The following is a 25,438-nucleotide window of genomic DNA, read 5'->3' as shown; positions in this document are numbered from 1 at the left end:
CGTGTCCGTAAACGTCGTGGTTGTAGAAGTGCTCCCATCGGCTAAGGTCCCACAGGAGGTCGACTCACAGGCTCGATTGCTCATACTGCCGGAGTTATCCATGACCACGATGATGTTCGGAGTCGTAGCGCTGGAGACGAAGGGAGGGACCGCAGTATAGTCCGCATTGGAAACCGCACCCTCCGCCCACCTGCTTGTCCCCAGGGCGACAACCATGCTGCTTCCCGCCATCAACGCGAACGCGACCACTATACGACGCATCATATTGGCCTCCTCATCTCAACACCACGCACACATAGACTCGGCAGAGAGTGAGATAAGTTTCCCCTTCCAACACTATTGAGGTAACTTGACCATCATCTTATCGATGTGGCCTTCCTTGAGATGAAAGTACACCAGTGAGGTGCGCACGATTCGCGCCAACTCCAAGGGCTGGCCCTCGTGGTCGATCACCAGGACGTTAGGCTTCAACACATAACTCCGCCCGTCGATACGGATCGTTGCGCTCTGTAGTTCGTCTACAACACCGGACTGGAACCCGACAGTCGAAAAGGGCAGGACGCCCTCTGTTGTCTGAGCCGACACGACAACTGCCATCAGCGGGCAGCCGAGCGCCATCGTCAGGACCACTCGCAGCACCATGCCTTGGTGGCTCATGACATACCTCGTTGATTCCGTTCGCCTAGTTGATTTTCTTCACGCACGTTTCACCCTCTAGGCACCCATACACCGACGTGACGGTGCTATTCGACCCGGTCGCAGGGTTGCTTGCCATGCAGGTAATTCTGTAGACCTTTTCAACAGACCCTGTCCCTCCTGCCCCTTGACCGTACTTTTGATGGGTGTAGAGGAGATCAATGTCGCCATTCACCGTAAATCCGGGCAGGTTATCCATCACAAAATTTGGTGTGATGCTGGCAGTGTCTGAGTGGTTATAGGCAGGCGTGTTCGACGCAGCCGGCGGAGAAGGCAGGTCATACCCATAGATTTCCGCATACAGCGTAGCTGCATTGGCCGTGGGAACCGGACCGGCCGGAGCAACAAAGGAAGGCGGAAGCACGCCAGGAGGGGCCAGCGTCTGCTGAATAATGTTTGCCGCAAGACCTTCGCACGAATCCGCCGCTGCAACCACGGCTTCAGTGCCGCGAAAGAACCCAGCCATGCGATTCTCCAAACCCGTCACCGTAATGGCAGCAATGCCCAAGACGGTGAGGATCAATAGCATCAAGAGCACCGTCAGTAAGGCAATCCCACGCTGATCCTGCATGCCAATCTCGATTCGTTCGTGTTTCACACGTATTACGCCAGCCCGCTACAGATTCCGTGGTTGTATGGTCCTGACCAAGACGCGCCGTCGCTGCTGCTGATATGTCGTTTCGTTATAGGTGGGATCTGCAGAAGGGTCGTGGTCGCCGACCACGACGGGGCCGGTGGTGTTAATACCACGCGTGCCTCTTTCGTTTAACCCCTGGTCCTCCTTGGTTTGCCGAACGACGAGGCTGACCTGCGCCATCTTAATCTTGTCCGGCGTCCACGGAGTGACGGCCCACGAGTTGTTCGAAATGAAATCTCCTTGGGTGAAGGTAGGCAATCCCATGGATGACGACCCGTCTTGGTTGTCCACAACCCCATCTGGCAGAAGTGGATTTGGAGCCGTTTGATTGCACCCATCGCAGGCATAGGTAATTTGGAGATCTTCAACCCCGTCGACTATCGGCACATTGTCTCTGACCAGGCATGGCGCATCACCCCCGCACGTCGCCGGCGTGTTGGTTACGACTTGATACCGAACGCATTGCATGAGATAAATAGGTGTGCCGATGGGAAACTTCCCATCGACATAGTTGTTTGTTCCAAAGCCGATTGAGGTGGCGCCCACAGATGCCACAGTCTTGGACAGCGCCCCTCCGATCGAAATTGTTGATCCGACGCCAAGCCCGCGGGCACTCATTTCGGCAATGGCCGTGCTCGAGAGAGTGATCGAATTGTCCTGAGCAGGCGCATTCTGCGTCCCCCCTACCGCCGCAGTCAGCGTCCATCCGGTCGCGTTGATTGGAAGCACCATGGACACACCGTCCGGGCCGGTATCAGCGGCTGCCGGAGCCTGGTCCTGAGGCAGCAAACCGACTGGCCTTACGATAGCGCCGATCGTAGTGTTACACGCACCCACAGCTGCTGTCCCTGGATCGGTGGCGTTGTAGTTATAACCGGCAAGCTTGATGTCACGCGCGATCAGATCAATGCCCAATCGAACATTTTGTTGCGCATCCGCAACTTGAGTATTGACGACATTGGCGCGATTCGATGTGACGACCATCGTCAGGGTGGCCGCCACAATGACTACCGTGATCAGAACGGCGATCATCAATTCCACAAGCGTAAACCCATGCTCGCTCGCTGCGCATTGACGCATTCTCATAACTTCCACCCTCTTCAATTATTCGGGTGCAACCAAACTGGTGAAGGTCACGGTCTTGGTTCGCGCTGTACTGACATCAGTACGCATGGTTTGCCAGCTTACGGTGATCGTGACCAAGAATCGGTTCATTGTGACTGGATTCGCTGTGGGGTTTGGATCCAGACTGGTCACCGTGATGACCCCACGAGCTCCAGCAAGCCTGGAATTTGCCACAAGCGTCTGCCATTGGGCGCAATCTCCGAGAGCCATTCGTTGCGTGCTCACATTCTGCGGGCAGGCAACGCCAGTATCCGTGTTGTGGTAATCCAAAACGTACTGCCGATTGTTTTGGATTCGCTCGGCCATGTCGGCCGCGAGATTTGTCACGCGAGTTACATCATTCGCATCGACATTTTTCCCGAGCGACATTCCTTGAAGACCTGCCAGTCCCAACAACCCCACCGAAAGCACCCCAGCGGCCACCATCGCTTCTAGAATAGTAAAGCCCCGCTGATGCATAGGGCCTTCGACTGACGTGGGTCGACCATAACTCATAGCGTTCATGCGCGACTTAGGGGCAGGTTGACTTGGCACACCAATTCACCTTGCCGGCCGGAGTGACGACGACCGCGTACATCGTTCCCTGTTCGGATGTGAGGATCACGGTTTGTGTGGTGGATGCTCCACTTAACCCTTGGGGCGTAAATTGGATCGTCGGGCCGCCGGCGAAGGAGACAATTTGGGGCGGAAGGGTCACTGGAGCCAGTGCGCCTCCGAAGTCGACTGTGACCCTCCCGGCAACCAATGTCAGTTGAACGCTAACGGTAAGGTTTCTGTTCATCGCCGCTAATCGAGCCAGGGTCAGGCTTCCAGCCAGTTCGGTCGTGGCCTGCTTGAGTTGATAGCGGGCGTTCCACTGAAGGTAATTCGGAATGGCCACCATCGTGAGAATGCTGACGATGGCGACCGCAATCATGACCTCCACCAGAGTAAAACCCTGTTGCCTCAAGGCAAGAGGAGATTGTCGCGAACACGCAGGCGCTTCCATGGCGAGCAGGAGGGGAGCAAATGCCATGCCGTCATGATGGTCTCCCTATCCCACTCTAATTCTTTGATATTTTTCTTAGGGATCTGGCGAGGGGCAGTACAATTCCGAGCGTTCAGACCTCCTGACATTGACAAATTTTGTCGCCCTGCGAACTCCCAGCGACGAATATATAACGGGCCGACAACGGCTTGCCTTTCACTTGATGGCCACCGCGCGAACCTGTTTGTAGGTCGTGAGACCTCGAACCACCTTTTCTATTCCGTCTTGCAACAGCGTTTTCATCCCATCTTGCTTGGCCTGCTTCAACAGTTCAGCGGTTCGAGCCCGGCTTTGAATCAATTCTTTCAGAGGTTCAGATCCGACCATCAACTCATGGATAGGAATCCGTCCCCGATAACCGGTCTGATTACACGCCGGACAGCCCCTGCCTCGTGCGAGTCGGAGGGGATGGCCATTCACCTTGCCTAGACATTCCCATTCCGGCCGTCCGTACGCGCGGGCCAACTCGTCGCACTCATCCTGATTCGGCTGATAAAACTCTCGACAGTTGAGACAGATCCGTTTGCATAGACGCATCGCCAACACTCCTCGCATGGCATCGGAAAAATTGAAGGGATCGCACCCCAAATCCAGGAGCCGCACCACCGTTTCCACCGCACTGTTGGTATGAATAGTACTGAAGACCAAATGCCCGGTGAGAGACGCCTCGATCGCAATATCGGCCGTTTCCTTATCACGCATTTCTCCGATCATGATGACGTCCGGATCCGCTCGGAGGAATGCCCGCATAGTCGCGGCAAACGTCAGACCGATTTTGGGATGCACCTGAACCTGCCGCAACCCATCATGGGTGATCTCTATAGGATCCTCGGCCGTCCAGATCTTTCGCTCCTCGTTATTAATCGACGCCAGGAGAGCGTGCAGTGTCGTGGTCTTGCCCGAGCCGGTTGGCCCGGCACACAACACAATCCCGTGGGGTTTCTGCGCCAACTCGGTCAGCAGTTGCAGGGTCTCTGTGCTGAAGTCCAAGTCCTCCATACGACGTGGACCGTTTCCTGCCAGCAGGCGAATCACCACATCTTCATTGAACCCAGCTGTCGGCAGCGTCGCCACTCGCAACTCGATCTCTTGCCCCGTCGTCAGTTTGAATCGAATCTTGCCGTCCTGTGGCTTGCGTCGCTCCGCAATGTCCAGGTTCGCCATAATCTTGATGCGAGACACGATCGCCCGACGATACGCCGCCGGAATCTTCATGTAGGTAAAGCACGTGCCATCCACCCGAAAACGTACCGATGTTTCCTTTCGGTCGGAGTAGGGCTCGATATGAATATCAGAAGCTCCCTGTCGATAGGCCTCAGCGATAACCTGGTTGGCGAGACGCACAATCGCGGAGTCATTTTCCGTAATCGCGGCAATCGTCGCATTTTGTTGGTCTTCGATTTGGGCCTCGCTGACCAGCTCTCCCAAAATGTCTGTTATCAAGTCATCCGGTTGCCGGGCCTGCCCCATAAGGAGAAACCGCTCGATATCGCGCGGCAATCCCACTCGATACGACAGCACCGCTCCGGGGAAGGCGCGACGCACATCGAGCACCTTTTCCGAATTGTGCGGATCATCGATGAGGATTTCGACCACAGACCCATGACGTGCGAGAGGCACCCAGTGGTTCAGGCGAAGATAGTCTACGTTCAGATTCTTCACCAACCCCCGGTCAATGACGATGCGCTCGTCATAGGGCTGAAAGGGACAACCGTAAAACTCGGTTAGGACTGCGCCGATCGCTGGTTTAGGAATTCGATACCGATCCATCAACACTGTCGCGAGATCGACCGTTCGGCGAACGGCCTCTCCTTTCGCAGTCATCAATTCTTCCTTCCGAAGAAAGCCCTGGTCGACCAATTTGTGATAGGCGTCGGTCACCGCCCTTGTCGTCACACGTGCGACACCCTGCAGCGCTTCACTCCCCGATACGGCTCCCCGAATCATGCTTTCTTCCTTTCTTCCATTCGCTCGCCGACACTCTCACATTACATTATTCGCACCTGACGACTACCCGGTGCCTGGAAAACCACCGGTACTCCCTGCACGAACCCATCCCGCAATTCATGGTTGAACCACACCTCCAATGCACCAAATCCGTTCGTCTCATCGACAAGCGCTCCCTGGGCGGCAATGCCACCGTAAATTTTGACGTGCCCTGCATACCGCAGATCACCGGCCGTATACAGCACGCCCTGCAGATGGATGTCGCTCAGCTGCGCCGGCACTCGGGTGCCCAAGGATGTCTCGCCTTCGGGCGGAGGACTGAGTGCCGGAACAGATTGGCCTTTCTCCCGTACCCTCCAGTGCACATGAGCATTCACCACGAACATGCCCTCCGCATACTCCTGGTCGAGCACAATCGTTCCCAAATTGTCCGCACGTGGCGGTTGGGCATCGAGCGTGTCGATAAAGACCAGCCCTTGATGGTTGCCGACTCCGGACGAGGCGAACACCTCGGCCGCTCGGATTCCCGAACCCGGCTGAATCACCCCACCGAGATAGAGAAAGCCATCACGATCTATTCCGTAATACCGTCCAAACTGCTTAGCCATCCGCTTCAGTGCCTCATACTCCCACTGATCCATTTTGATACCGGGAACGGGCATCTGTCGTACATGTACATTGGCCGGAACCTCCGTTTTAGTCTCAGATGGGACCTGAGAAAAAAACACCTCTCCACCGATCCAGAGATCCACCCATCGATCCTCCCGATAGCCCATTTCGGCATAGGATTGCCCCGTCACGGACGCCAGGGAGCTTTTCGCTGGAATCTCATCGGCTCGAGACAGATACGCATGGCCGCGCACAACCAGATCACCCCAATGGGCCGTGACCGACCCGGGACGCGATCCTTCGACATCGCTGCCCAATGCGCCGGTTTGTATCGGTGCATGGAGAGACGGAATCGCATAGGCTCCCAATTCCATCGCCACCGATTTCGTCACGCGCCCCGCCCCTGCCATCACCTCGACGGTACAGAGCAGCCCAGGCCTAGTCGGACCATAGACACGCAATTTCAGGATACGGGCTAGGCCCTTGAGCGACCGAAACCAGCCGGTGAGAGGATCATTGAGCAGGCGGTCTTGGGCGGGTACAGCCGCGTCGAACACCAGATCCGGCTGCTCCGCGGTCCCGATGAATTGTGACCGGCCTTGGGCATCAACATAGGACGGTGCGCCTTGCGCATTCGCAGTACGTTTGGCCAAGAACGTCGAGGCGATGTCGTGCGGCACGAGTGCGGGATCGTGGAACCACCCCGTCACAACGTCCACGGCAGCATCGACGGCATGCTGCGCGAGCCGTTCCTCGTGCAATGCGCCGGCGATGATCATTTCCTGTCCCGCCAGCTGGGCGGACGTCAGCCCCAACAGCGTCATCAAGAAAACCACCATTAACACGGCCAATAAGGCCACGCCGCGTTCATTCTCTGCATACCTGAACCGCATTCGATTGTTGCTCATCGTTCTGTTCCTTCTGTTACATTCAAGCCCTGATCGCAATGTCCTGCGTAAACGGCGTTCCTGACACTCCAACTTGCGCACGCACGCGCACGCGCACCACCTCATCGGCCGCTGCCGTCTCGCGACCGTGCCGATCGAGATACTGGAGATGAAATTCTCGTACGTCGGCCACCAAGGTACTGGCTCCGCCATCCACCGCTCGCATCAAGCGCGTGGTCCCATCCTCGTCGACCTTCAGATAGTAGTGAACTCGATTTAGAAGGAACGCCGCACTTCACGCCGGTAGAGCCGCAGCCAAGGGCGTCGTCAGCGGCAATGCCAGCTTTCGCCCCTCGGCAGCCAGACGGTTCCACATGCAGGACTCCGCCGTACAGAGCAGCACCTGCTTTCCTTTGGACCAACCGGCAGCGTTTTCCACCGATAACTCCGCCTCGCCCGGAAGGGCGAGGCGAGTCAGCACGGTCGCGGTGCCGTTCAGATTCGCGAAAAACTCCATTTCATCGGGCCTCATCGTCGTAAGCGGCACGTCACCGCCCATCACGCCGGCGCCCGCCAGACGAACCTCGTTGCAGAGTACGTCCATGGCGAGCCGTAGTTCTTGATTGCTCACCATAGCCGACTGCTGCGCATGAAACCGCCCTCCATATGCCGAGAACATATAAAGAGCCGCGGCTACTGCGACGCCCCCGATCGTCAGCGCCATAAGCAGCTCGATCAGACTGAACCCGCGACACCCCATGTCGACGGTCCGTTGCGAAGGCAGGACCGTTGAACTCTGTCCGCTCACGGCCTGATTCCTCACAATGAAGACGCTCCTACGTAACGTGGATTCGCCACAATCGTCCGCAGTCTGATGGCATGTTCGCGGCCACGGATCGTCGTGAACATGGCCCGCGCTTCGATCGTCGCCAGGCTGGCAAACGCACCCTGCCCACTGCGATTGAACTCCACCGTCCAGAGCAACCGCATATCGCCTTTCGTAAGACTGCCTGTGAAGATACCGTCGCCGGCGATCTCATCGCCTTGCAACCCGTCGTCGTGCATCCTGGATTCCAGCACTCCATCTTGATCCAGGTCGTCCCACAACAGCCCCTCCCATGGGAGGCTACGTTTCGCCTCCAAGCACGATTCAGCGGCGCTCAACGCCCGATTCGCCAGCACGCCTCGCTGCAGCCCTTGTTCCGCCCACTCACACATTCCCATGCCTCCGATCACACCGATGGAAAGAACCACCAACGCCACCATACTCTCCACCAGGGTACACCCGTCGGCTTTCTTCCAACCGTTCCATGGCCGGCCGATCCCTTTCTTCTTCCCGATCATGACAGGACCACCCGCCCGGTCATGCTCACCGTCAGACGATGAGGCGTCTGATTTCGGTCAAAGAGAATGATGGTGGTCGCGGTAGCAGACCGCCCACTGGGCTGGAATACGACCTCAGGACCCGTCGTCATGGAACTGATCACCGTCCCCTTGCGAGAAAAGTCATACCGACGGAGGGGTCCCATGCCGCAGTCCACGCACTCGGTCCGCAACTCCGACCGATCGACGTCTACGACGACCCGGATCCGCTCCCGGCGCACGATCGCCAGCTGACGAGCCATGCGTAACTCCGAGGCTATTTCCGACTCAATCGCGCGGTGTTGATATTTGGCTACCAAGGTCGCCCAACTCGGAAGGCTCACGCCGACCACAATCGCGATCATGGCCGTGACCACGCACAATTCAATGAGACTCACACCACGTTCATTCATAGAAGCTCCTTTTCGTCGGCGCGTAAGGCATTTCCAATTTCTATGCCGTTCGGCTCTATCCAGGCGGCAAGGGCCATCACCGGCACCGCGCAGACGTGAGATCCGCAAACCTATGGAGATGTCGAGAGAATATGGCAGACTGTCAGCGGGAGATGCGGACGGATGGTCACAACCGGCGGAGTGGACACTTCTGAACTGTCACGAATCGGATACAACCGCTCATCCATTCGGATACAGTCAGTCGACAGACGAGTGGCTGCAAATCATTACTGGCAGCCTGTTTACAGGAATTCACTGCGGCAAGTCGAGCAGTGTCCAGTACCAGGTGAACAGCGGCTGATGAAAAAACAAGGCAAGCAGTGATCCGAGTGCGAGGAACGGTCCGAACGGAATATACTGACCGCGACGTAATACTCCAGACATCATCAATCCCCCACCGACCAGCGAGCCCAGAAGTGAGCCCAGCATGATAGCTAACAACACCGGTTGCCAGCCGAGGAAGGCCCCCACCATAGCCATGAGTTTGATGTCACCGCCGCCCATCCCTTCCTTTCCGAAGAGATAGGGGCTGATCCACGCGAGAAACCACAGAATCCCCCCTCCTACGAGGAGGCCCAGCAACGAGTCGACGACACTGATGGGAAGGACAATGGCGGCACAGAGCAGCCCAGCCACGATACCCGGCAGCGTGACGACATCCGGAATCATGGTGTGCGAGAGGTCCGTGCCGGTGATCACGATGAGGCCCGAAGTCAGCAAGGCATAGGCCCAGGCCTCCGCTGTAAACCCGAACCACCAGAACAGCAGGACGTAGGCCGACGCGGTCACCGCTTCCACCACCGGGTATTGAGGCGAGATGGTGACTTCGCAGACGCGGCATCGCCCCCGAAGCCATAGGTAGCTCGCAATCGGAATGTTGTCGTAGTAAGCGATTCCCTGCCTACATGAAGGGCATGACGAAGCCGGCCACGCGACCGACTCTCCACGAGGCAATCGATAGATACAGACATTGAGGAAACTGCCGATCACGGCTCCAAACAGAAATATGATCAGATACGACGTCATTTCCGTTCCTGACGGCCCCGTTTCACACGCCGACGGCATGGGCGGCATATAACATATGTATAATTGCCTACTAGTTTTTCACCATTCTCACGACTATATTTTCTCCGGCGCCCTATTTGCAAAAGCTAGGAGAACTGCGTATAATTCGTACGTACTCTGACGCCGAACGTCGCAGAGCTCACCCGAACGGTTGGACGGATTCGTAGCGGAGCCAGATGCACATGACCACAACGGGCAAGACCATCAAGAGCCGAAAAAAACTCTCCCCATTGGACGTCGCCCCTTCGCTGCCCAAGCGGCGGCCGGAAACGCTCACCACCCGGGAGCAGGAAATTCTCGAACTGATCTGGACCGGGTTCAAGAACAAGGAAATCGCCCAGCGCTTGAAAATCAGCGTGAAGACGGTGGAAGCGCATCGAGCAAACATGATGAAGAAAATCCGCGTCTCCAACACCGCTCAGCTGCTGAAGGCCGCAATCCAAGGCAAGCTGCTGCGCCTGCGGTAGCCTCCCTTTCGAACTCAGGCTCGCTCCCCCCCAGGCTGGTTCTCTCGTCGCTGACGCAGGGCTTCATACAGAATGACCGCCGTCGCTGCCGAGACGTTCAGCGAACCGACGTGCCCCATCATGGGAATGCGAGCGGCATCGTCGCAGGCGTTCAACACTGACGGGCGTACCCCCTGCCCTTCCCCCCCCAACACCAGCGCAACCGGCCCACGGAGGTCCAACATCGTGTAAAGCTTGGGGGCTTCGGCGGCTAAGGCATAGACCCACAGGCCCTCGGCTTGCAACCGCTCGATCAAGCGGGTCAAGTTGGTCACGCGCCCCACCGGAATGTAATCGACCGCACCGGCTGAAGCCTTTGCAACGACACTGGTCAGACCGACGGCCCGTCGCTCGGGAATGAACAGGCCCTGAGCACCAGAAGCTTCAGCCGTACGCAGGATCGCGCCGAGATTGTGCGGATCTTCGACGCCATCCAGCAAAACCAGAAGCGGCACCTGCCCCTCCGCTTTCGCTCGTTCCAGAATGGCACCCGGCTCCGCATAGGCCTTGGCCGCCGCCACTCCGACAACCCCTTGATGGCGGCCGGCAGGCACCAAACGATCGAACGCCGACCGTGGCTCAAGATGCACGGGCACCCGCTTCTCCCTCGCGAGCTGGACAATGTCCCGGAATTGCCGATCGGTCCCCAACACCAGCAGCCGCTGCAGAGGCCTGCCGCCTGCTCTCAACGCTTCCCGAACGGCATGGAGGCCGTAGATCAATTCCGGGCCGTTATCGTTTCCATCGACTCGTGCCATCAGGCCGATCCTCGATCGTGATGCCGAAGGACGCCAATTCCGCCCTGATCCGATCGGCGCGGCCATAGTCTTTCGCTTTCTTGGCCTCGATCCGCGCCGCGATTTGCGCTGCAATGTCTTCGTCCGACAGGGTCATGTGCCCTTCCGCACCCTGTCCATCCGGCGTTTGCGGAACCTGACTCTTAAATTGCCAGTTGGGCATCTGCAACAGCCCCAACACATCACCTAGCTTGCAAAACTCTTGGCGGACCGCCGATCGCGCCTCTTCTCCCACCCCCGCCTCAAGGCACCTGTTCGCCTCCCCACGCAGCTTCTGGAGAGCCGCCACCGCCGCAGGGGTGTTCAGATCATCTTCCATCGCCTCCACGAACTCCTGTCGCAACCGCACGATTTCTTTCTGCAGCTGGTTATCGGCAGCCCCTTGGGCCGGAGTCGACTCCTTCAGCCGCTCGAACAGGTCGTAGAATCCATTCAAGGCAGACTTGGCTTCCCGCAGACTTTGATCCGAAAATTCCAGCGGACTCCGGTAATGCGTGGAGAGGAGGAAGTACCGCAGTATTTCGCCGGTAATTGCCTCAGGCCATTCGGATTGCTTGAGGATGTCGCGAATCGTGAAGAAATTCCCCAACGACTTAGACATCTTTTCCTGATTGGTCTGCACGAATCCATTGTGAACCCAATAACGTGCGAACTCTTTTCCTGTGGCTCCGCACGACTGGGCAATCTCATTTTCATGGTGCGGAAAAATCAAATCCATGCCGCCGCCATGGATATCGAATGTGTCACCGAGATGCCGCATAGCCATGGCCGAGCATTCGATGTGCCAGCCTGGCCGTCCCGGCCCCCAGGGACTGTCCCAAGCCGGCTCCCCGGGTTTGCTGCCCTTCCAGAGTGCAAAATCCATCGGATGCCGTTTGCGTTCATCCACATCCACTCGTGCCCCCGCTTGCAAATCCTCCAGTTTGCGTTTGGACAGTCGACCATACATCGGATAACGATCGACCTGGAAATACACGTCCCCATCGACCCGATAGGCCAGGCCCTTCGATACCAAGCGGTCGACCAGGGCGACAATGTCGCCGATGTGTTCGGTTGCTCGCGGCTCCACCGTGGCCCGGCGCACGCCAAGCTTGCCCATATCCTCATAGTACGCGTCGATATAGGTGGCCGTGATCCGGTCGCAGCTGACCCCCTGCTCGTTGGCCCGCTTGATGATCTTGTCATCCACATCAGTGAAGTTCTTCGCGAATTCGACGGCATACCCGGCATATTCCAAAAATCGTCGGAGGACATCGAACACGAGGGCGCTTCGGGCATGCCCCAGATGACAGTAATCATAGACCGTGACGCCACAAACGTACATGCGCACTCTTCCGGGCACCAGAGGTTCAAATTGGTCCTTGTTTCCAGTCAACGTATTGTAGAGACGCAACATGATGAACGGTTACTCCATGGAGGTTCGGCGCCTCGGCCAGTGCGACCATAGGAAGTACCCAAGCCCGGCAGCCAGGACCAGTCCGATCGCCAGATCGGCGTGATGAAAGTATTCCCGCAACTGATTCCAGTGCTCACCCATTTTGAGCCCCACGTAGGCGAGTGCATAACACCAGGGCACGGCACCGATGAAGGAAAAGACTACGAACTTCGTCACATTCATCCGAGCGATTCCTGCCGGCAGCGAGATGAAGGTTCGCACGACCGGCAGGAGGCGACTGACCAGCACCGCCGCGTCTCCATGTTTCGTAAACCACCGATCGGCCATTTCCAAATCATGCTGAGAGATCAGGAAATACCGGCCGTAGCGCTCCACGAAGGGACGCCCCCCCCACACGCCGACATAATAGGCCACCAGTGACCCCAACACGTTGCCGATCGCCCCGGCCAGCGTCACTCCGACCATCGAGAATTGGCCGGTCGACACCAAGTAGCCGGAGAAGGGCATGATGATTTCGCTGGGCAGTGGAATGCAGGCACTCTCAATCGCCATGGTAATGGCAATGCCGGTGTAACCAAAGGCCGAAATCGTCGCGATGACGAATCGGCCGAGTTGCTCGATCAGCCATTCGATGAGGCCGGTCATGCGCGTCCTCTCTTTCGCACCTTTCGAGTGGTGGCCCGGCGACGCACAGGCGGCCGCGACAGGGCCGATTCCCACCGTTTGAAGCGATCCAGCACGCCGTAATGCGTCGTGTCGAGATGAATCGGCGTGACCGACACCATCCGCCGCGCCAAGGCCTCATGGTCGGCATTCTCCCGGCGACCCCATGATTGGCGGGTTCCGGCGATCCAATAATATGTACGTCCTCTAGGGTCGACTTTTTCCACGATGGGATTTTCAAATCGACGCCGACTCAGGCACGTGATCTTGACCCCCTTGATCATCCCCAGTGACCGGTTCGGAATATTCACATTGAGAATGGTTTCCGGCGGCAATCCCTCCGTAAGAACTTCTTGGGCTACCCGTGCCGCATAGAGAGCCCCCACCTCGAAGCGAAAGGTCTCGTCGCCTTCCTGTGAAACGGCCATGGAAGGGACGCCCAAGATTGCTCCCTCCAGCGCAGCCGACACGGTGCCTGAGTACATGACGTCATCCCCAAGGTTGACACCGCGGTTGATGCCGGACACGATCAGGGCAGGCGACGCCGGCAAAACCTTGACCAACGCCAAGTTGACGCAGTCCACAGGCGTCCCGTTCACCGCAAAGACGCGCGGGGCGAGCTTGGTAATCCGAAGCGGTTTATGCAGGGTCACGGCATGCCCCACCGCCGTTCGCTCACGATCAGGTGCCACTACCCACACATCCCCGAGCGCACGAAGCGCGCCTGCCACCGCATGGAGGCCCGGGGAGGTGATACCGTCATCGTTGGTCACCAGGATGCGCGGACGTGCCACAATCGCTTCTCCTCTCGAGAACATTGTGAGAACGGGACTTCGGCGGGGTAGGGCTGAGGGAGGGAGGACGGAACCGATTGCGGAACCTCATCATGTCGATGGTCGGGGCGGCGGGATTTGAACCCACGACCACTCGCACCCCAAGCGAGTGCGCTACCAGGCTGCGCTACGCCCCGACATACACGACATCGATGTACCTGCGTGGTGAGGACGCAGCCGCCCGCATCACTGGAACGGTTCAAGACGGATATGAGTCGATCAACCGAATGATCGCCTGGAGATCTCCCCTAACGCGTTGCGCCAGCTCTTTCCGTGAACCGCGCTTCTGGTTGACCCGGCCTCGACGGGCCCAGTACCGTTTCACTCCGGCCAGCGTATGCCCCTCATCATAGAGCATCCGCTTGATCTCCAGCACCGTCTCCACATCTCGTTGCACATACAGTCGCTGATTCCCGCGACTCTTCCGTGGTTTTAAGAAACTGAACTCCGACTCCCAAAACCGCAGGACATACGCGGGCAATTTGGCAATCTTGCTGACTTCTCCGATCTTATAAAAAACCTTACTTCCCAGTCTGGGATCATTCCCCATGACCGGTCCTCATGCTGCGGTGACTCGTGGCAAGGTGGCAACTAGGAATTGACGTACTTCTTAAAGACCTGACTGGGCCGAAAGGTCACCACTCGACGAGGAGTGATCCCGATCTCTTCACCCGTGCGGGGGTTCCGTCCCTTGCGGGCTCCTTTGCTCCGAACCACGAAATTTCCAAATCCGGCGATCTTGACCGCATCGCCTTTCTGCAACACTTCCTTCAGCAGGTTGAGTACGAGCTCGACGATATCAGCCGCATCGTTCTTGGACACGCCAACCTGTTTGAAGATTTCGTTCGCAATATCCGCCTTTCTCATGCCTCTCCCCCCGCCGTCCACTAGAGTCGTTCCTTAGGAAGTCTTTCTTGGTGTCGAGCGTCCAAGAAAAGAATTTTCCCATAAGTTACGTGAGGTTACCTGCCCTGTCAAGGACTATGTGCACCTCTCGGGGGTCGAGACCTACCGATCCGCGAGCAACAATTTATACTCAATACTGTCAGCCAAGGCCTGCCAGCTGGCCTCCATAATGTTCTCCGACACGCCGACTGTTCCCCATTTCTCTTTATGATCACCCGATTCGATCAGGACCCGCACCTTGGATTCTGTCCCTTCGCTGGCAGACAACACCCGCACCTTGTAATCCAGCAGCTTCACCTCGCGAAGTTGCGGATAAAACTTTTCCAACGCCTTTCGCAGCGCATGGTCGAGTGCGTTCACAGGGCCGGTCCCGACGGCGGCTGTGTGTTCCACGACATGACCCACCTTCACCATCACGGTCGCTTCCGACAACAACAGCCCCTGTTCCTGCTTCTTCTCCACGATGACCCGAAAGCCCAGCAACTCAAACGACGGACGATGATGACCCATCGCCTTGCGCATCAACAGTTCGAACGAGCCTTCCGCGCCTTCGAACTGATAGCCCTGACTTTCTCGCTCCTTCAGCGTTTCAACCAGCTCCTGAAGCTTCGCGTGATTCTTGTCCAGGGAAATACCGTAGGCCTCCACCTTTTGGAGCAGTCCGCTCCGTCCCGCATAATCCGAAACGAGAATTCTTCGGCGGTTCCCGACTTCTTCCGGGTCGATGTGCTCATAGGTGGCGGCGTTCTTCAACACCGCATGGATATGCACCCCACCCTTGTGTGCGAACGCCGCATCCCCCACGTACGGCTGGTGCTTGTTGGGCATCAAATTGGCGATTTCCGTGACAAACCCCGAGACATCCTTGAGACGCGTAAGATTTTTCCCCAGCGCAGGACGCTGCATCTTCAGTTGCAAGTTGGGGATGATCGAACACAGGTTGGCGTTCCCGCAGCGTTCGCCGATGCCGTTGATCGTTCCTTGGACCTGCAGGATGCCGGATTCGACCGCCACAAGCGAATTGGCGACGGCCATTTCGCTGTCATTGTGTGCGTGAATCCCCAGCGGCACCGGGCACTCCTGCTTGACCACGCGACAGATTTCGCGAATTTCCCACGGCATGGTGCCGCCGTTGGTATCGCACAGGACCACGCGCTCGGCTCCACCGGCGATGGCTCGCCGTATGGTCTGCAGGGCGTACTCCGGGTTGGCCTTATAGCCGTCGAAGAAATGCTCGGCGTCATAGAAAACGCGGCGCCCCTTCGAACGCAAATAATGAATGGAGTCCTCAATCAATTCCAGATTCTTGGCGAGCGAGATGTTCAGTGCATCCGTTACCTGAAACGACCAGCTCTTGCCGAACAGCGTAATGGTCTGCATCTCGGACGCAAGCAACGCCTGGAGGTTTCTGTCCTGGCGAACCGGGTTGCTGGCCTTCCGCGTCGAGCCGAACGCGACCACCGTCGCATGACGAAATGGCAGGGTTTTGATCTGTCGAAAGAATTCGATGTCCTTGGGATTGGCGCCCGGCCATCCCCCCTCGATGTACTGTACGCCAAGATCATCCAGTTGCTGCGCGATACGGATCTTGTCTTCGACGGAGAAACTTACGTCTTCCGCCTGAGCACCGTCGCGCAACGTCGTGTCGTAAATTTCGAGCGTGGCAGTCTGCGCAGCCGTTAAGGTCGGTACGGTGACAGGCTCGGCTTTGGGAGGCCGTTGTTTCGTACGCCGGGTGGTCATGAGTGTACTGAGCGTATCAGGGATGCGGTCGAACTGTCGAGACTAGCCCAACGCAGGAGCCGACACCCGATCAAGCCCGAATGCCGTATGGAGCGTCCGCATCGCCAACTCCAGATATTTTTCCTCGATCACGCAGGAGATTTTGATCTCCGACGTACTGATCATCATGATGTTGACGCCTTCGCGGGACAACACCTCGAACATTTTTGCCGCCACGCCGGAGTGAGAGCGCATCCCCACGCCGATCAATGAAACTTTGGCGATGGCTTCCGTGACCGCCACCGACCGAGCACCAACTTCCTGCGCCAACTGCTGTACGAGGTCGACGGCCTTGCGCAAGTCCGGCTTGGGGACCGTGAACGAGATGTCCGTCATGGAGGCCTGACTCACGTTCTGGATGATCATGTCGACCACGATGTTGGCTGCGGCCACCGCGCCGAACACCCGCGCGGCGATGCCCGGACGATCCGGCACGCCGACAATCGTAATCTTGGCCTGATTACGGTCGCCCGTGACCCCGGATACCATGACCCCTTCCATATCGGCATCTTCACGTGTCACGAGCGTTCCCTTTCCTTCCTTGAAACTCGAATTGACCTCGACCGGCACCGCATACTTGGCCGCAAACTCCACCGATCGGCTCTGTAATACTTTGGCCCCGAGGCTCGCCATCTCGAGCATCTCTTCATAAGAAATCTTCTCGAGGCGCCGCGCGGCAGGCACGATATTCGGATCGGCCGTGTAGACGCCGTCCACATCCGTGTAAATGATGCATCGATCGGCCTTCAATGCCGCCGCAAGGGCGACCGCAGTCAAATCCGACCCGCCGCGCCCCAGGGTGGTCACATCCGAACTGGCATTAATGCCCTGGAACCCGGCCACGACAGGCACAATACCTTCCGCCAACGCATTCCGAATACGATCGGCGGTCACGCGGGAAATTCTGGCTTTGGTATGGGCGCTGTCGGTATGGATGCCGACCTGCCGACCGGTAAAGGAGCGGGCGTTCACTCCGCGCCCACGCAAGTCCATGGCCAACAGCGCAATGGTCACCCGCTCCCCTGTCGAGAGCAGCATGTCCATTTCACGCTCGTCGGGCGTGCCGGTGACCTCATGGGCCAGCTTGATGAGCCGATCCGTCTCACCGCTCATCGCCGACAGCACAACTACCACACCATGGCCGTCTTTGTGGGCCCGCTCAACCCGCTCGGCCACCCGGTGAATCCGTTCGATAGTTCCGACGGAGGTCCCGCCGTATTTCTGAACGATCAATGCCACGACCGTTAGGCTCCGCGAGGAAACAGGCGCGCCAACAATTTGGTCGCATCGCGCGGCCCCGCTCCGGAAGCCGACGCGTCTCGTTCATGGAATCGCTTACCGGCCTCCGCTTGAGCCGGGGCCACCTTATCGCACAGGGCGTAGAGAATCGGCGGAACGTCCGATCCCTTGGCCTTCGCCAAACCGGGATCACAGACCAGCAAAAGTCGGTAAGACGGATGGGCGGCCAAGGCCGTAAGTATCGGCCCCACGACCGCTGCATCGAACCGTTCGATCGCTCGCACCTTGTCCTGCACATCAGGGGCATGGAGCACGTCATCGGAAAGTCCCGCATGAAGATAGACGAAATCCTTCCGCCCCAGCTCTCGCTCTGCCGCCTCGACGCAGGCCGAAAATTTTTCCGCTTCCGTCATGTCATGGCTCGGAAGTTCCACCGGCTCCAACCCAGCACAGACACCGGCTCCCCGGTGGACATCGCTGAACGCTACGACCGCGCCGGTCACCTCATACCGCTCCGGAAGCGGCGGCCAGAGGGATGCGCGCCCCTGCCCCCAGAGCCACAGACAATTCGCCGGTTTCAACCCTTCCTGTTCCCGTTCGTCGTTGACCGGATGACCCCGCAGGATAAACAGCGAGGCATCCATGATCTTGCGCAAGACATCAGCCCCGTCGCCGCCGGGCAGCGCATCGGCAATCGACGCGCCGACCAATTGCTGCGGATCGACGCAGAGGGAACGGGCTTTCCCCCCGACCCACACCATCAAATGCCGATGGCCCGAGCCGGGATAGAACTGAATCGATTCCGAACCGAGTTGCTCGTTGACCGCCTCCAATAACTCACGCGCCTGCTCTGTCTCAATCAGACCGGCTGTGGCATCGTCCATCACTACATGCGGCCCTAATTTCTTGATATCGGCAACGCGATCCTTCGAACCGGCCGTGTGTTCGCCCCGCACCGTCACCATCGTGCAGCGAAAGACCACATCCTGCTCGCCGACCGTCACGCCCAATCCGGCGGCTTCCAGCGGACCAGGTCCCGGATAGTATTTCCGGGGATCATATCCTAGGATAGCCACGCTTGTAACTTCGCTCGCCGCCGGACCCGTATCAAACGGGAAACTCAGCAGCCCGAATTCTCCGCTCTGCGCAATCCGATCCAGGTGTGGCGTCGCAGCCGCCTCCAGCGGCGTTTTTCCGCCGAGTTCAGAACAGGGAATATCAGCCATGCCGTCGGCATGGAGAATGACGTATTTCATGCGATGGTCTCGAGATAATCACACATCAAGGAGGCGGGCCACATCATCGCGGGTGGCTTTTACCGTTTTAGGCTGACGCGAAATGCTGATCGCCGTATCGGCATCTTTTAGACCATGGCCTGTCAACGTGCAGACGACTGTGACACCTTCTTTCAACAAGCCGGCCTGGCTCATCTTGATGACACCGGCCACCGACGTTGCGGACGCCGGCTCGCAAAACACTCCTTCTTCGCTTGCCACCAGCGCATAGGCGTGGAGAATCTCTTCGTCGGTCACCATATCGATGGCCCCCGAGGACTCCCGCACGGCTGTCAACGCCGATTGCCAGCTGGCCGGATTGCCGATACGGATGGCGGTGGCGACAGTCTGCGGAGCCTCCACCACGTGCCCCAACACGATCGGGGCCGCTCCCGCAGCCTGGAACCCCATCATCTGCGGGACACGCGTCGTCTGATTCGCAGCGCGATATTCCTTATAACCGCTCCAGTAGGCGGTAATATTACCCGCATTGCCCACAGGAAGTACATGCAGGGTCGGCGCATCGCCCAGATCGTCACAGATCTCCATGGCCGCCGTTTTTTGCCCTTCGATGCGGAACGGGTTCAACGAATTGACCAGTTCCACCGGATAGGTGGCCGACAACTCCTTGACGATGGTCAACGCTTGATCGAAATTCCCTTCCACCTGGATGACCGTCGCCTGGTGCATCATCGCCTGCGACAATTTACCCAAGGCGATCTTCCCGGCAGGAATCAAGACGTACACTGCGAGTCCGGCGCGCGCCCCATAGGCCGCCGCCGAGGCCGACGTGTTCCCCGTCGAGGCACAAATCACCGCTCGAGCACCGCCCTCCAAGGCCTTCGAGATCGCCAGGGTCATGCCGCGATCCTTGAAAGACCCGGTGGGGTTCATCCCCTCGTACTTGAGATAGAGATCGATACCGGGGGCGATTTTCTTCGCCAGTCGTGCGGCCCGGATCAACGGCGTATTGCCCTCGCCCAAGGTCACGACGGGAGTGTGAACGGTGACCGGAAGGAACTTCCGGTACTCTTCGATGATGCCGCGCCAGCGAATCATGACCTCGTCACCAATCTGCGGTCTTCAGAGGACCGATGCTCCGCATCATTCGTCACGCCCCTCCACCCTGATGAGCGTCGTGGGTTCCGAAATGTAGGGCATGGTGTTGATCTCTTTCAAGGCCCGTTGAATATCCCGTTCTTTCGCCATGTGCGTCATGATGACGACTGGCACCGTTTGTCCCTCCTTCCGACCTTGCTGCAGCACGGAAGAGATGCTGATACCGCAGCGCCCCAACACCCCGGCAATCTGCGACAACACACCCGGTCGATCCAAGACCATGAAGCGAATGTAGTAGAGCGAGGTGATCTCTTCCATCGGACGCATCCGCAAGGGCCGCCGTTGATCCGGCTGAAACGAGGCGGGAGGAACACGGCCGCTGGCGTTCTTCAGCATGTTACGCGCAATGGACATGACATCGCTGACGACGGCACTGCCTGTCGGCATGGACCCGGCCCCGCGCCCATATAACACGACGTCTTCGACGGCATCCCCGACCAATTGGATGGCATTGTAGACCCCGTCGACCTTGGCAATCTGAGAGGCAGACGGCACCATCGTGGGATGCACGCGCGCTTCGATCTCACCGTCGGAATACTTTGCGATCGCCAACAACTTGATCGTAAAACCGAACTCCTTAGCATAGGCAATATCGAGCGGGGTCAGTCCGGTAATGCCCTCCGTGTACACTTCCTTGAAATTCACGGGTGTCCCATAGGCCAGGCTCACCATAATGGTCAGCTTGTGTGCGGAATCGATGCCGGCGACGTCGAACGTCGGATCAGCCTCCGCGTACCCGGCTCGTTTCGCTTCTTCCAATACCACATCGAACCGCTGACCCTCGCTGGTCATCCGGCTGAGGATATAGTTGGACGTGCCGTTGATGATGCCGTAGATGGATTGAATGTTGTTTGCCGCCAATCCCTCCATCAAGGCCCGAATCACGGGAATCCCGCCGCCGACGCTGGCTTCAAACCCAAGATCGACACCCTGCCGAGAAGCCACCGCAAAAATGTCTTCCCCATGCACCGCCAACAAGGCCTTGTTCGCAGTGACGACGTGTTTGCCCCGCTGCACCGCGTCCAGAATGACGCGCTTGGCTGCGTCATAGCCGCCCATCAACTCGATGACGATGTCGACCTGAGGATCGCTCAGAATCTGTTGGAGGTCAGTGGTCAAAACCCCGGGGGACAACGGCACCCCGCGGTCCCGCGTGATATCCAGATCCGCAATGCGCACCAGTTTGATCGGCACTCCCACGCGCCGACGGATCAACTCGGCATTCTCGATCAAGATACGGGCGACACCCGTACCGACCGTCCCGAAGCCGATCATCCCCACTCCGATTTCGCGTGTCATACGTCCTGCTCGTCCAACTTCAACGCCTTGCGAATCCCGCGCAGGGCCTGCCGCGTCCGATGCTCATTCTCCACCAGCGCGAACCGCACGAACTCATCTCCGCCTTCTCCGAAACCGATCCCGGGAGACACGGCCACCTTGGCCTCTTTCAGCAACAACTTGGAGAACTCCAGAGACCCCATGTGTCGATAGGGATCCGGAATACGCGCCCACACAAACATGGTCGCACGCGGCAAGGGCACCGACCAGCCGATGCGATTGAGCCCGTTCACCAGCACATTGCGGCGACTTTGATAACGCTGCACCACTTCCTTCACGCAATCTTGAGGGCCGTTCAGTGCGACAGTGCTGGCGATTTGAATCGGCTGGAAAATCCCGTAATCGAGATAACTCTTGATCTTGGCCAACGCCCCAACCACCTCGCGATTACCGACGCAGAAGCCCACCCGCCACCCCGGCATGTTGTACGCCTTGGACAGGGTGTAAAATTCCACGCCGACATCTTTCGCCTCGGGTACTTGCAGAAAACTCGGCGCCTTATATCCGTCGAAGGCGATGTCCGCATAGGCCAAATCGTGGATCACGATCACGTCATGTTCTTTCGCAAATGCGACGATCTTTTTGAAGAACTCCAGATCGACCACCGCGGTCGTCGGATTGTGCGGGAAGTTGATCACTAAGATGCGCGGCCGGGGGAGGGTTTGGCGGTAGACCCTCAAAAGATCGTCGAAAAAGTCGCTGTCCTGACGCAGTTCGATCCCTCGCACCTCCCCACCGGCGATGATGAAGCTGTACATATGGATGGGATAGGTCGGCGTCGGTGTCAGGACCACGTCACCGGGACCGATGGTCGCCAAGGCCAGGTGCGCGATCCCTTCTTTGGAACCGATGGTGACGATCGCCTCAGTCTCAGGGTCCAGGTCGACATCGTAGTTGCGCTTGTACCAGCCCGTGATGGCATGACGAAGTTTCGTGATTCCGCGCGAGGCCGAATAGCGATGGTTCTTCGCCTTCTTCGACGCCTCAATGAGTTTATCGACGATATGACCAGGAGTAGGCTGGTCCGGGTTACCCATTCCGAAGTCGATGATGTCTTCACCTCGCTGCCGCGCCTCGAGCTTCAGGGTTTGTACTTGCGCGAAGACGTACGGAGGGAGTCTCTTGATTCGGTAAAAACCGTCTCCGATTGCCATGGATGCGTCTGACTCCTAAGGGCGGGGTCTAATTGCAACAGGTTACGTCGTCATCGTTCTGGAAGGGCCGTATTGTAATGGAGCCCTCAGAACGAGTCAATTTCGCCACGATCATGAAGAGTTGAAATGGGCCTGCGATCAGCCCGCTTGCTCGCGCCCGCCCGATTCTGTTAATAATGCCTCAGCGACGGGCAAATTGTCTATGAATTTCCAATGGTTCTGAAACTTTTCCCAATGAAACTGCGGGACGACTCGGAGGTGTGATGGCTCGACTGGGAGTGAATATCGATCACGTGGCAACCCTCCGCCAAGCGCGAGGCGGCAATGATCCCGATCCGTTGAGTGCGGCCCTGTTGGTCGAATTGGCCGGCGCGGACGGATTGGTGGTGCACCTGCGCGAAGACCGGCGGCATATCCAAGATCGCGACCTGACCATGCTGCGGGAAATCGTGCGCACCAAGCTTGACCTCGAAATGGCCGCCGACGAGGCCATGGCCAAGATCGCCTTGAACGTCAAACCGGACCTGGTGACGCTGGTGCCCGAACGACGCCAGGAATTGACGACAGAAGGCGGGCTGGACATCGTCACCCATCGTGAGCGCGTGCAAAAAATCGTGGACTTGCTGCGTGACGGAGGCATTCCCACCAGCCTATTCGTTGAACCCAGCCTCGAGCAAATCAAGGCGGCCCACAAGATCGGCGCGGCCTATGTCGAACTCCACACCGGTCGTTACGCCAACGCCAAGCGCTCAAAAGAAGAAGACGAGGAATTCGAAGCGATCACCCAGGCCGCCAAATTGGCCTACAAGCTCGGCCTCGGCGTCAATGCCGGCCACGGTCTCACCTATCGCAATGTTAAACGCCTGGCTCGATTGCCGGAAATCGTCGAGTTCAACATCGGCCACAGCATCATCTCCCGTGCTGTACTGGTCGGAATAGTCCAGGCGGTCCGCGAAATGAAAGAATTGGTCGCCTGACACGTGAGCGGCACCGACATGATTCCCATTGTCACCGCAGAGCAGATGCGCACCTTGGACCGCCGGACGATCACCGAAGCCCAGGTGCCCGGGCTCACGCTGATGGAGCGAGCCGGCACCGGTGTGGTGGCGCACCTTGAGCAACGGTATGGGTCCCCGGCCGGAAAAGTGGTGACCATTGTCTGTGGGAAAGGCAATAACGGCGGCGACGGATTCGTAATCGGCCGCCTCCTGAAACGAAAGAAAGCCAAGGTCCATGTACTACTGCTCGTCTCCCCTCAGGATCTGGCGAGGGACGCGAAAACTATGTATCAGCGATTTCTCAGGAGTGCCGGACCTTCAGCCGTGACACGCCCGACCGGTTCCGATACGATGCGGCGCCGCTTGGAAAGCAGTGAGCTCATAGTGGATGCCATTCTAGGCACCGGACTGTCGACGCCCGTCACGGGCCTCTATTTCGATGTGATCGAAGCCATCAATACAGCCGGCCGTCCCACCATCGCAGTCGATCTTCCATCCGGCTTACAGGCTGATACGGGAGCCGTCATGGGAACTGCTGTCCGCGCAAACCTCACGGTCACACTCGGACTGCCCAAGCTGGGCCTATACTGCGGGGCCGGCATTGAGCACGCGGGAGCAGTCCGGCTCGTTAATATCGGCATTCCTTCCTCCTTCGTCGACGCTGTCGGCTCCCGTGTCATGCTCATCAGTGGCACCTTCGCGCGCGCCGCGCTCCCCGCCAGGCATCTGACGGCCCATAAGGGAACCTACGGCCACCTCGGGCTCGTGGCCGGCTCGGTCGGGAAGACCGGTGCCGCGGCCATGGCAGCCACCGCCGCCCTGCGTGTAGGTACGGGATTGGTCACCGTTGCAGTCCCTTCGAGCGTCAACGATATACTCGAAGCAAAACTCCTGGAAGCTATGACATGGCCGATGCCGGAAACCAAGGCTCGCACCTTCGCGCGGTCCGGCTTGGACCGGCTGCTGACCTTTGCAGGTACCCGGGATGCGATCGCTCTTGGTCCTGGTCTCACGACCCACCCGGAAACCGTCGATCTGGTGCAGGAGTTCATTAAACGTGTCGATCAGCCCTGCGTGTTGGACGCGGATGCGCTTAATGCCCTGGCCGGGAAGGCCTCGCTGCTGACCGAGTGTAAGCATCCCCCCATAATCACCCCTCACCCCGGAGAAATGGCTCGGTTGGAAGCGGAAGCGACGACGCAATCCGTCAATCAGGACCGCTTGGGAACGGCCGTTCGCTTCGCGCACGAGCGTGGCGTCTTCGTGGTGCTCAAGGGCGCACGGACGGTCATCGCACGCCCGGATGGTATGGCAGCGATCTGTCCAACCGGGAATCCAGGGATGGCCACGGCCGGTACCGGCGATGTCTTGACCGGCATGGTGGGCGGGCTGTTGGCCCAAGGGGTCGGCCCGTGGGAGGCCGCCTGCGCCGCGACCTATCTCCACGGCCTCGCGGGAGATCGCGCCGCCGCCGACCTGGGACAACCCGGCATGATCGCGGGAGACGTAATCCACCACCTACCCCATGCCCTCACATCCCTCACGCAATCGTAGAGCGACGCGGGTCTCATCGACCGGTCAACCAAAACCGGTCCGCGGCCCTGCTGAAAAGCCGTGGCAACTGCG

The 25,438-nt window shown here is 58.4% G+C and carries 27 protein-coding genes and 1 tRNA gene; 3 read left to right on the top strand and 25 right to left on the bottom strand.

The window, feature by feature from the left end; all coding sequences use genetic code 11:
* Window positions 1–336: 336 nt before the first annotated feature.
* The 12 genes from HRU82_12515 to HRU82_12460 all read right to left on the bottom strand — a co-directional run bounded on the left by HRU82_12515 (window position 337) and on the right by HRU82_12460 (window position 9,768).
* Window positions 337–657 (bottom strand): hypothetical protein, encoded by a 321-nt coding sequence (locus tag HRU82_12515; protein QOJ35714.1) that lies wholly within the window; start codon window positions 655–657, stop codon window positions 337–339.
* A gap of 25 nt (window positions 658–682) precedes the next feature.
* On the bottom strand, window positions 683–1,267 hold the full coding sequence (locus tag HRU82_12510) for a hypothetical protein (protein ID QOJ37199.1): 585 nt from the start codon (window positions 1,265–1,267) through the stop codon (window positions 683–685).
* A 45-nt stretch (window positions 1,268–1,312) separates the two neighbouring features.
* Window positions 1,313–2,374, bottom strand: a complete 1,062-nt coding sequence (locus HRU82_12505; GenBank protein QOJ35713.1) for a PilW family protein — start codon at window positions 2,372–2,374, stop codon at window positions 1,313–1,315.
* A 63-nt stretch (window positions 2,375–2,437) separates the two neighbouring features.
* Window positions 2,438–2,917: a type IV pilus modification protein PilV gene (pilV, locus tag HRU82_12500; protein ID QOJ35712.1), complete on the bottom strand. Its 480-nt coding sequence runs from the start codon at window positions 2,915–2,917 to the stop codon at window positions 2,438–2,440.
* A gap of 52 nt (window positions 2,918–2,969) precedes the next feature.
* Window positions 2,970–3,473 carry a prepilin-type N-terminal cleavage/methylation domain-containing protein gene (locus HRU82_12495; protein ID QOJ35711.1) on the bottom strand — a complete coding sequence of 168 codons (504 nt, stop codon included), beginning with the start codon at window positions 3,471–3,473 and terminating at the stop codon, window positions 2,970–2,972.
* A gap of 168 nt (window positions 3,474–3,641) precedes the next feature.
* Window positions 3,642–5,432 carry a type II/IV secretion system protein gene (locus HRU82_12490; protein QOJ35710.1) on the bottom strand — a complete coding sequence of 597 codons (1,791 nt, stop codon included), beginning with the start codon at window positions 5,430–5,432 and terminating at the stop codon, window positions 3,642–3,644.
* Between the two features lie 41 nt (window positions 5,433–5,473).
* Window positions 5,474–6,949: a hypothetical protein gene (locus HRU82_12485; protein QOJ35709.1), complete on the bottom strand. Its 1,476-nt coding sequence runs from the start codon at window positions 6,947–6,949 to the stop codon at window positions 5,474–5,476.
* Between the two features lie 22 nt (window positions 6,950–6,971).
* Window positions 6,972–7,154 carry a hypothetical protein gene (locus tag HRU82_12480; protein QOJ35708.1) on the bottom strand — a complete coding sequence of 61 codons (183 nt, stop codon included), beginning with the start codon at window positions 7,152–7,154 and terminating at the stop codon, window positions 6,972–6,974.
* Between the two features lie 69 nt (window positions 7,155–7,223).
* On the bottom strand, window positions 7,224–7,736 hold the full coding sequence (locus HRU82_12475; GenBank protein ID QOJ35707.1) for a prepilin-type N-terminal cleavage/methylation domain-containing protein: 513 nt from the start codon (window positions 7,734–7,736) through the stop codon (window positions 7,224–7,226).
* A gap of 11 nt (window positions 7,737–7,747) precedes the next feature.
* Complete coding sequence (locus tag HRU82_12470) at window positions 7,748–8,272, bottom strand: hypothetical protein (GenBank protein QOJ35706.1); 525 nt, start codon at window positions 8,270–8,272, stop codon at window positions 7,748–7,750.
* Window positions 8,269–8,703 (bottom strand): type II transport protein GspH, encoded by a 435-nt coding sequence (locus HRU82_12465; GenBank protein ID QOJ35705.1) that lies wholly within the window; start codon window positions 8,701–8,703, stop codon window positions 8,269–8,271. The genes HRU82_12470 and HRU82_12465 overlap by 4 nt, the downstream gene beginning before the upstream one ends.
* A gap of 291 nt (window positions 8,704–8,994) precedes the next feature.
* Complete coding sequence (locus HRU82_12460) at window positions 8,995–9,768, bottom strand: prepilin peptidase (GenBank protein QOJ35704.1); 774 nt, start codon at window positions 9,766–9,768, stop codon at window positions 8,995–8,997.
* A 215-nt stretch (window positions 9,769–9,983) separates the two neighbouring features.
* On the opposite strand from HRU82_12460, the gene HRU82_12455 reads away from it, so the two are divergent.
* Entirely contained in the window at window positions 9,984–10,274 is a 291-nt protein-coding gene (locus HRU82_12455) for a response regulator transcription factor (GenBank protein QOJ35703.1), read from the top strand.
* Window positions 10,275–10,288: 14 nt separating this feature from the next.
* On the opposite strand, the gene rlmB is transcribed toward HRU82_12455, so the two are convergent.
* The 13 genes from rlmB to alaC all read right to left on the bottom strand — a co-directional run bounded on the left by rlmB (window position 10,289) and on the right by alaC (window position 22,814).
* Complete coding sequence (gene rlmB, locus HRU82_12450; GenBank protein QOJ35702.1) at window positions 10,289–11,071, bottom strand: 23S rRNA (guanosine(2251)-2'-O)-methyltransferase RlmB; 783 nt, start codon at window positions 11,069–11,071, stop codon at window positions 10,289–10,291.
* Window positions 11,046–12,509, bottom strand: coding sequence for a cysteine--tRNA ligase (locus HRU82_12445; GenBank protein ID QOJ37198.1), 1,464 nt, complete (start codon window positions 12,507–12,509; stop codon window positions 11,046–11,048). Before HRU82_12445 ends, rlmB begins: the two co-directional genes overlap by 26 nt.
* Window positions 12,510–12,515: 6 nt before the next feature.
* Window positions 12,516–13,151: a DedA family protein gene (locus tag HRU82_12440; GenBank protein QOJ35701.1), complete on the bottom strand. Its 636-nt coding sequence runs from the start codon at window positions 13,149–13,151 to the stop codon at window positions 12,516–12,518.
* On the bottom strand, window positions 13,148–13,987 hold the full coding sequence (surE, locus tag HRU82_12435; protein ID QOJ35700.1) for a 5'/3'-nucleotidase SurE: 840 nt from the start codon (window positions 13,985–13,987) through the stop codon (window positions 13,148–13,150). Before surE ends, HRU82_12440 begins: the two co-directional genes overlap by 4 nt.
* Before the next feature lie 75 nt (window positions 13,988–14,062).
* Window positions 14,063–14,139: transfer RNA gene (locus HRU82_12430), tRNA-Pro, on the bottom strand.
* Window positions 14,140–14,201: 62 nt separating this feature from the next.
* Window positions 14,202–14,552 carry a MerR family transcriptional regulator gene (locus tag HRU82_12425; protein QOJ35699.1) on the bottom strand — a complete coding sequence of 117 codons (351 nt, stop codon included), beginning with the start codon at window positions 14,550–14,552 and terminating at the stop codon, window positions 14,202–14,204.
* A 41-nt stretch (window positions 14,553–14,593) separates the two neighbouring features.
* The gene (locus HRU82_12420) at window positions 14,594–14,869 is read right to left on the bottom strand and encodes an integration host factor subunit alpha (GenBank protein QOJ35698.1); all 276 of its coding nucleotides are present in this window, start codon (window positions 14,867–14,869) and stop codon (window positions 14,594–14,596) included.
* Between the two features lie 141 nt (window positions 14,870–15,010).
* Window positions 15,011–16,561, bottom strand: a complete 1,551-nt coding sequence (locus HRU82_12415) for a citramalate synthase (protein ID QOJ37197.1) — start codon at window positions 16,559–16,561, stop codon at window positions 15,011–15,013.
* A 132-nt stretch (window positions 16,562–16,693) separates the two neighbouring features.
* Entirely contained in the window at window positions 16,694–17,929 is a 1,236-nt protein-coding gene (locus HRU82_12410; protein ID QOJ35697.1) for an aspartate kinase, read from the bottom strand.
* Between the two features lie 5 nt (window positions 17,930–17,934).
* Complete coding sequence (locus tag HRU82_12405; protein ID QOJ35696.1) at window positions 17,935–19,185, bottom strand: hypothetical protein; 1,251 nt, start codon at window positions 19,183–19,185, stop codon at window positions 17,935–17,937.
* Between the two features lie 18 nt (window positions 19,186–19,203).
* The gene (locus HRU82_12400; GenBank protein QOJ35695.1) at window positions 19,204–20,262 is read right to left on the bottom strand and encodes a threonine synthase; all 1,059 of its coding nucleotides are present in this window, start codon (window positions 20,260–20,262) and stop codon (window positions 19,204–19,206) included.
* A 45-nt stretch (window positions 20,263–20,307) separates the two neighbouring features.
* A complete protein-coding gene (locus HRU82_12395; protein QOJ35694.1) occupies window positions 20,308–21,621 on the bottom strand; it encodes a homoserine dehydrogenase in 1,314 nt (437 codons plus the stop codon).
* Window positions 21,618–22,814, bottom strand: a complete 1,197-nt coding sequence (gene alaC, locus HRU82_12390) for an alanine transaminase (protein ID QOJ35693.1) — start codon at window positions 22,812–22,814, stop codon at window positions 21,618–21,620. The genes HRU82_12395 and alaC overlap by 4 nt, the downstream gene beginning before the upstream one ends.
* A gap of 263 nt (window positions 22,815–23,077) precedes the next feature.
* Between alaC and HRU82_12385 the strand changes: the two genes are divergently transcribed.
* Window positions 23,078–23,791 (top strand): pyridoxine 5'-phosphate synthase, encoded by a 714-nt coding sequence (locus HRU82_12385; protein ID QOJ35692.1) that lies wholly within the window; start codon window positions 23,078–23,080, stop codon window positions 23,789–23,791.
* A gap of 18 nt (window positions 23,792–23,809) precedes the next feature.
* Window positions 23,810–25,366: an NAD(P)H-hydrate dehydratase gene (locus HRU82_12380; protein QOJ37196.1), complete on the top strand. Its 1,557-nt coding sequence runs from the start codon at window positions 23,810–23,812 to the stop codon at window positions 25,364–25,366.
* Window positions 25,367–25,438 lie beyond the last annotated feature (72 nt).

Source organism: Nitrospira sp. (assembly GCA_015709715.1).
Lineage (GTDB): Bacteria > Nitrospirota > Nitrospiria > Nitrospirales > Nitrospiraceae > Nitrospira_A.
Note: the sequence above shows the minus strand (reverse complement) of the source record. Positions and strands in the feature narration are given on the sequence as shown.